At 68.2% G+C, this 5,042-nt stretch carries 4 protein-coding genes and 1 pseudogene; 4 read left to right on the top strand and 1 reads right to left on the bottom strand.

Annotated features, from left to right (window positions below; genetic code table 11):
• The 4 genes and pseudogenes from QMO14_RS32740 to QMO14_RS32725 form a co-directional block, all read left to right on the top strand.
• Positions 1 to 186, top strand: a pseudogene (locus QMO14_RS32740) (methionine aminotransferase); the annotation flags it as partial.
• A gap of 47 nt (positions 187 to 233) precedes the next feature.
• Positions 234 to 617 carry a rard protein gene (locus QMO14_RS32735; protein WP_301512285.1) on the top strand — a complete coding sequence of 128 codons (384 nt, stop codon included), beginning with the start codon at positions 234 to 236 and terminating at the stop codon, positions 615 to 617.
• The gene (locus tag QMO14_RS32730; protein ID WP_301512284.1) at positions 614 to 1,069 is read left to right on the top strand and encodes a DUF3592 domain-containing protein; all 456 of its coding nucleotides are present in this window, start codon (positions 614 to 616) and stop codon (positions 1,067 to 1,069) included. Before QMO14_RS32735 ends, QMO14_RS32730 begins: the two co-directional genes overlap by 4 nt.
• A gap of 99 nt (positions 1,070 to 1,168) precedes the next feature.
• Entirely contained in the window at positions 1,169 to 1,327 is a 159-nt protein-coding gene (locus tag QMO14_RS32725; protein ID WP_093195340.1) for a DUF3309 family protein, read from the top strand.
• A gap of 72 nt (positions 1,328 to 1,399) precedes the next feature.
• Here the strand turns inward: QMO14_RS32725 and hrpA are convergent.
• On the bottom strand, positions 1,400 to 5,042 hold a 3,643-nt coding region (gene hrpA, locus QMO14_RS32720), incomplete at its 5' end, for an ATP-dependent RNA helicase HrpA (protein ID WP_301512281.1).

Genomic DNA, 5,042 nt, shown 5'->3' with positions numbered 1-5,042 from the left:
ATCTCGGCGGTGAGCGACCTCTCGGAAGCCGAGTTCTGCCTGTGGTTGACGCGCGAGATCGGCGTGGCCGCCATTCCGCTGTCAGCCTTCTACGGCGACGGCTTCGACCAGCGTGTGGTGCGTTTCTGCTTCGCCAAGAAGGACGAGACGCTGCTCGCGGCGCTGGAGCGCCTCGCGCGCCTCTGACAACCGGTTCGATAACGGCAGACAGCCCGCACCCGATGGCCATCACGATGAACAGGCCACGACAGGTGCTTCTTGCACTGGCGCTCTCGTTCGTCGTGGCGGGCGTGCTCTCGCCCATCGTGCCGGAGGTGGCGGGCAAGTCTTACTCGGTGGTCGACGTGGTCCACAGCCTGCTCATCGGCGCCCTGTGCTACACGTGGTGCAGGGCCGACGGGCTCTGGCGCGGCGTGCTGCCGCCCGGGCGCTCTGCGCTGGTGGCGGGCATCTTCCCGCTGCTGGGCGTGCCGCTGTACTTCCTGCGGACCCGGCCTTTCCCCAGGGCAGTCGTCGCGACGCTTGGCGCCACCGCTTTCCTGGTGGCGTGCATCGGGCTGTCCGGTCTCTGCGCCATCGCGACCGCGGCGCTGCTCGGAAAGCCGCTGCCCGAATGAAGAACAACCCCGTCGCGATCCTGAGGCTCGTTTTCGGTGCGGTCGCCGTGGTGCTGTGCGCCGTCGCATGGCTGCTGCACCACAACACGGCGTCCTTCATCGCGTCGGCCAGCCGCACCCAGGGCGAAGTGATGCGGCTTCTCTACGTCGAGAGCTCGAAGCGCAACGAGTCGGGCACCTGGAAGCCGCTGGTGCGCTTCAAGGCGCCCTCGGGCGAGATCATCGAGTTCGCGCCGTCGAGCAGCAGCAGCCCGCCGGGCTACGAAGTCGGCGAGACGGTCGATGTCTTCTTCGATCCTCAGAACCCGCAAGATGCCATGCTCGACGGCTTCTTCGCGCTATGGGGTGGCGCGACCATCACGGGCGGGTTGGGCCTGGTTTTCCTGCTGGTGACAGTGGGGCTGCTGTTCGCGCCTGCGAATACACCGGCAAAGCGCCGACGCCCACGGTAGGACGTTGCCTGACCACCGGAGGCGCTACCCTCCGGCCTTGCGCGCGACATGGCGGGGCGAGCATGAAGGCTCATCGCAACAACGCCCTGGAGAGAAAACATGTCGCTCTCGTTCATTCTGCTGATCGTCCTGATCCTGCTGCTGATCGGCGCACTGCCAAGCTGGGGCTACAGCCGCGCCTGGGGCTACGGGCCCAGTGGCGGCCTTGGCCTGGTCGTGCTGATCGTGGTGATCCTCGTGCTGATGGGACGCATATAGGCCTTGCAGCCTCCGCGCCCCCGTAAAAGGAAAGCCCGCGCGAGCGGGCTTTTCTTCGTTCCCCGGCAACGCTCAGGCCTGCAGCTGCGCCCAGGCCTTGTCCAGCCGCTTCACGCTCACCGGCTGCGGCGTGCGCAGCTCCTGCGCGAAGAAGCTCACGCGCAGTTCCTCCAGCAGCCAGCGGAATTCGAGCATGCGCTCGTCCACCACGCCCTTGCGCTCGGCCACCAGGCGCCAGTAGCGCTGATCCTGCGGCTTCAGCTCGGCGAGCTTGCTAGCGTCGCGCGTGGGATCGGCACGCAGCTTGTCGAGACGCAGCACGATCGCCTTGAGATAACGCGCGAAGTGCTGCAGCTGGGTCCACGGCGCATCGGCGATGAAGCGCTTGCCGACAAGGCGCTGCAGCTGCTGCGCGGCGTCCTGCACCGCATCGGGCTGAATCTTGGTGTCCTTGATCTTGCGAGCGGCCGCCGCGTACTCGACGAGGACAGTGCCGGCCAGCCGCGCCACCTCGTTGGCGATCAGCGTGAGGCGGCCACGGCCCTCCTCCAGCCGGCGCTTGAAGGCGAACTCGTCGGTCGGCAGCGGCTCCTGCAGGAAGGCGCGGTCGATCGCCACGTCGATGATCTGCGCGCGCAACTCCTCCGAAGTGCCCAGCGGCATGTAGGCCACCGACATCTTCTGCAGGTCGGGGATGTTCTTCTCCAGGTACTTGAGCGCGTCCTTGAGCTGCAGCGCGAACAGGCGGCGCAGGCCGGCGCGGTGCCTGGCGGCGGCCACCGCCGGCTCGTCGAACACTTCGATGGTCACGGCGTCGCCCTCGTCGCGCAGCGCTGGAAAGCCGATCAGCGATTGCGAGCCGCGGCGCACCTCCATCAGCTCGGGCAGCTCGCCGAAGGTCCAGGCCGTGTAGCGCTGGCCAGCGGGCAGTGCGGCGGGTGCCTCGGCCGCCTTCGCGGCAAATGTCTTCGGCCTGTCGTCCGACGTGGCAGCGGCCTTCTTCTCCGGCGATGCCTTGACGTTCAACCCAGCCAAAGCCTGGAAGGCGCCGCGCGCCTGCGCGCCCAGCTCGGCCTTCAGCGCACCGAGGTTACGCCCCATGCCCAGCTGCCGGCCGTGCTCGTCGACCACGCGCAGGTTCATGAACAGGTGCGGCGCCAGCATGTCGAGCTTGAAGTCGGCGCGCTTGACGTCGATGCTGGTCATGTCGCGCACGCGCTTGAGCAGCACGTCGGTCAGCGAGCCGGTGCCGAACAGTTCGGGCACCGAGAGTTCTTCCGCCAGCTTCGAGGCCGACTCGGGCAGCGGCACCAGCCGCGAGCGCGGGCGCTGCGGCAGGCTCTTGAGCAGCGCCTGGATCTTGTCCTTGAGCATGCCCGTCACCAGCCATTCGCAGCGCTCCTCGCTCACCTGGTTGAGCACGAAAAGCGGCACGCTGACGGTGAGGCCGTCCTTCGCGTCGCCCGGTTCGTGCAGATAAGTCGCGGCGCAATCGACACCGCCCAGCCGCAGTGTCGGCGGGAAGGACTGCGTGGTGATGCCCGCCGCCTGGTGGCGCATGAGCTCGTCGCGCGTGAGGTACAGCAGGCGCGGCTGGTCCTTCGAGGCCTGGCGGTACCAGTTCTCGAAGCTGGTGCCGCTGGCCACGTCGGCGGGCAGTTGCGCGTCGTAGAAGGCGAAGATCAGCTCGTCGTCGACCAGCACGTCCTGCCGGCGCGACTTGTGCTCCAGCCCCTCGACCTCGCGCACCAGCTTGCGGTTGGCCTGCAGGAACGGGAACCTGGTTTCCCACTGGCCACCCACCAGCGCCTCGCGGATGAAGATCTCGCGCGCTGCCACCGGATCGACCCGCGTGAAGTCGACGCGCCGGCCGCTGTACACCACCAGCCCGTATAGCGTCGCGCGCTCCAGCGCCGACACCTGCGCGCCCTTCTTCTCCCAGTGCGGGTCGAGCAGCTGCTTCTTCAGCAGGTGCCCCGCCACCTGCTCGAGCCACTGCGGCTCGATGTTGGCGATGCCGCGGCCGAAGAGCCGCGTGGTCTCGACCAGCTCGGCCGCGACGATCCAGCGCCCCGGCTTCTTCTTCAGGTGCGCGCCGGGGTGCTTGTAGAACTTGATGCCCCGCGCGCCGAGGTAGGCCTCGTCGTCCTCCAGCTTCCAGCCGATGTTGCCCAGCAGGCCCGACAGCATCGACATGTGCAGCGCCTCGTAGCCGGCGGGCTGGGCATTGATGCGCCACTTGTGCTCGGTGACCACGGTGAGCAGCTGCGAATGGATGTCGCGCCACTCGCGCACGCGGCGGATGTTGATGAAGTTCTGGCGCAGCAGCTGTTCGTACTGGCGGTTGCTGAGCTTGTGGGTGTCTCCATGCCCGCCGCGCGCGTCGGCAATCCACTTCCACAGCCGCAGGTAGCCGCTGAACTCGCTCTTCTCGTCGTCGAACTTGGAATGCGCCTGGTCGGCCTGCTGCTGCGCGTCCATCGGGCGGTCGCGCACGTCCTGCACGCTGAGGGCCGAGGCGATGACCAGCACTTCTTCCAGCGCGCTGCGCGAGCGGGCCTCCAGGATCATGCGACCCACGCGCGGGTCGAGCGGTAGCTTCGACAGCTCCGCGCCGGTCGGCGTGAGTTCGTTGGCGTCGTCGACTGCGCCCAGTTCGTTGAGCAGCTGGTAGCCGTCGGCGATCGCGCGCGGCGACGGGGCCTCCAGGAACGGAAAGCGCGCCACGTCGCCCAGGCGCAGCGACTTCATCCGCAGGATCACGCCCGCCAGCGAGGAGCGAAGGATCTCGGGGTCGGTGAAGCGCGGGCGGCCTTCGAAGTCTTTCTCGTCGTAGAGCCGGATGCAGATGCCGTTCGCCACGCGCCCGCACCGACCCGCGCGCTGGTTGGCGGCCGCCTGGCTGATCGGCTCGACCAGCAACTGCTCGACCTTGCTGCGGAAGCTGTAGCGCTTGACGCGCGCGGTGCCGGTGTCGATCACGTAGCGGATGCCCGGCACGGTGAGCGAGGTTTCGGCCACGTTGGTGGCCAGCACGATGCGCCGGCCCGTGTGGCCGTCGAAGATGCGGTCCTGCTCGGGGCCCGAGAGCCGTGCGAAGAGCGGCAGCACCTCGGCGCTGCGCAGCAGCGGCTGGTGGCTCAGGTGGCGGCGCAGGTGGTCGGCCGCCTCGCGGATCTCGCGCTCGCCGGGCAGGAAGACGAGGATGTCGCCGGCGTTGTGCGGATCGCGCCAGAGCTCGTCGACCGCGTCTGCGATGGCGTCGTTCAGGTCGTGCTCGCGCGATTCCTCGAAGGGCCGGTAGCGCTGCTCCACCGGGAAGGTGCGGCCCGACACCATGATGGTCGGTGCAGGCCCCTTGGCAGAGGCGAAGTGCTGCGCGAAGCGGTCGGCGTCGATGGTGGCCGAGGTGACGATGACCTTCAGGTCGGGCCGGCGCGGCAGGATCTCGCGCAGGTAGCCCAGCAGGAAGTCGATGTTCAGCGAGCGCTCATGGGCCTCGTCGATGATGAGCGTGTCGTAGGCCTTCAGCAGCGGATCGGTCTGCGTCTCGGCCAGCAGGATGCCGTCGGTCATCAGCTTGACCGAGGCGTCGCGCGAGAGGCGGTCCTGGAAGCGCACCTTGAAGCCGACCACGTCGCCCAGCGGCGTCTTCAGCTCTTCGGCGATGCGCTTGGCCACGGAGCTCGCGGCAATGCGGCGCGGCTGGGTGTGG

It is taken from the genome of Variovorax sp. CAN15 (assembly GCF_030462475.1).
Taxonomy (GTDB): Bacteria; Pseudomonadota; Gammaproteobacteria; order Burkholderiales; family Burkholderiaceae_C; genus Variovorax.
The sequence above is the reverse complement of the archived record's forward strand: the minus strand, read 5'-3'. Positions and strand labels throughout refer to the sequence as shown.